Here is a 2,304-nt window from a genome sequence, read left to right as displayed (position 1 = left end):
TGCTTGTTTGAGTATATTAACAATCTGAGTGTCGGTAAATCTTGATTTTTTCATGTCGAAATCTCCTGCTAGTATTTTAGCAGTTAGTTTCTACTTTTACGTGTTATTATTTTTTGGGGTGATTACCGGTAATACTCTACAGATTGGCTCGACTCCATATTGTTGTTTGTGATCGTCAATAAAATCAACCATTACTTGGGTTTGCGGTCGAGCTCCGCCTGGGCTTCAAGACCAGCTGCTTTCTTTATAATCTCATTGGCTTGCTTTAACTCTCTGTTCTCACGTTCAAGCTCTTTGATACGCTCGGCTTGGCTTTGAGCTTGAATATTCGCAGGAATGGTTTTATCAATGTGCTTTTTATGCCATGATCGTAGGGTCTCAGGCGTGCAACCTATCTTTGGCGCTATGGCTTTGATGGCTGACCAGGTGGATGGGTAGTCGTCTTTAGCTTCAATTAGCATACGGACGGCTCGCTCTTTCATTTCAGGGGTATAGTTTCGTGTTTTCATTGTCGTATTCTCTTGGAGCGTTGAGTCTCCGACAATCCCGGGGCGGTTCATAAAGCTATTACGATAAGCTTTAGGGGTTACGCCAAACCAGCCTTTAAAACATTTAAAAAACTGGCTAGGAGATTTATATCCTAACAAGTAGGCAACCTCATTAGTTGATATGTTCTTTTCTGCTAGATATGTTTGCGAAAGACGCTTTCTAGTTTCCTCTAAGACTTCTTGAAATGACGTACCTTCGTCCTTTAGTCTGCGCTGCAAGGTACTAACACTTAGGTTCATTACACTCGATACATTATCGCGCGTAGGCTGACTAAATCCGATTAATGTCTCAATAGCAATTTCACACCGACGCTTATAGTCATATTCAGTAATCTGTACCGAAAGCAAGTTTAGTAGAGGATTAACCAGGAAGTTTTTACTAATATCTTCTTCATGCTTTATTAGAAAATCGATGACACTGCTGTAGTCATCTGTATTATCAAGCGCATAAATCAAGCTTGTTGTTTCACCTAACTCAATAGGAACGCCAAAGACTGATTTATAATAATCTAGTTCATACAAACTACTGCGGTGACCAATTTTTATTTTCTTTATAGTTCCAGGACAAAACTCTTCCATAAGTCTATAGACAATTACCAGCACCCCATCAATTTGATGCTTGTTTAAGACATACGCTTCTCTAAGGATCAAATCGAACCTAATTCGATTTTTCTCTGGCACTAACTTAAGGGCAATCGATCCAGTAATAAGAGAAAAGAAGCAGTGCACTAACCTACTGACTAATAAAAACAGCATTTGTTCATTACTATCAAGATAGGGTTTTATACACTCATTAATAGATTTATAAAAAGGCATCGAAGCAAGATTCATTCTCAAATGTAATTTTAGACCAAGATAAGTATCCTGAAAAAAATCACATATAGCACTAACCTCTTTATTAACTAAATGTACAGGAATCATGTCTCCTGCATAATTATCAACTTCTACATAATATTCTGAAAGTCTAGGTATGTCCTCCTGACGACCTTCATCAATTAAATATAGATTAGTTGCTTCTCGTACTGAATAAACCGCACTTCTATGTGTACTATAAACGTCCATGACCATAATTGCCTAAACTTTTTTGTTCAGAATCTAGCAACTCCTCTAGCAGCTAAACAAATTAAAGTTATCATTTTTCTATTAAAGTTGAATGAAAGCATTCAATAGTGTTTGTAATAACTCATAAATAAAACACTCAATATATGCTTACTTACATAGTATATATAATTCATTTTAATTCTCTGCACACGACAAAAAAAACAAAAAAGTCTGTTAAAGCAAAGGCATAATAGTAATTTTTAAGACGAATCAGACCATGCCAAACTTTAACAGACTTAGTGAAACTTTAACCCAAAACCTGAGTATGAACAAGGCAAGAATCAATTGTTTGAGCCTAATGATAATAGCCCTGATTACTGCTCAAAGCAGTAATCTTAAAAAAAATAGCAAGACACGGTGTTTGTCAACATAGTTGTCACCATTTAATGAATTAGGCGACTCTCATCTTATCAATCGATTTTAGCTCTTTTACTGGATTTAAAGTCGTTGGCGGCACAGGTGTACAATCTCTCACCTCTCGGCCGCCCCAGCGCGCAGGATTTAATGCTTTTGCACTGTCTATCGTCTGCTTACGATTTGCTAGAATGACTTTATCTATAATACTCCCAGAAAACTAGACCAAAAAATTGTAGCAAATAAGATAGAATATCCTTTAGAAAAAGAGGTCTATCTAATGACAAAAGTACGTAAGCGT

Annotated in this window: 2 pseudogenes and 1 other annotated feature; both pseudogenes read right to left on the bottom strand. The window is 36.7% G+C overall.

Going from position 1 to position 2,304, the window contains the following annotated elements:
- Positions 1-114: 114 nt before the first annotated feature.
- Positions 115-234: a sequence feature (AL1L pseudoknot), on the bottom strand.
- Positions 124-509 (bottom strand): annotated as a pseudogene (locus A1232T_RS14485) (transposase); the annotation flags it as partial. Its footprint overlaps the feature before it by 111 nt.
- A gap of 69 nt (positions 510-578) precedes the next feature.
- Positions 579-788, bottom strand: a pseudogene (locus A1232T_RS14480) (helix-turn-helix domain-containing protein); the annotation flags it as partial.
- Positions 789-2,304: the final 1,516 nt, after the last annotated feature.

The organism is Psychrobacter pasteurii (assembly GCF_900162815.1).
Classification (GTDB): Bacteria; Pseudomonadota; Gammaproteobacteria; order Pseudomonadales; family Moraxellaceae; genus Psychrobacter; species Psychrobacter pasteurii.
The sequence above is the reverse complement of the archived record's forward strand: the minus strand, read 5'-3'. Positions and strand labels throughout refer to the sequence as shown.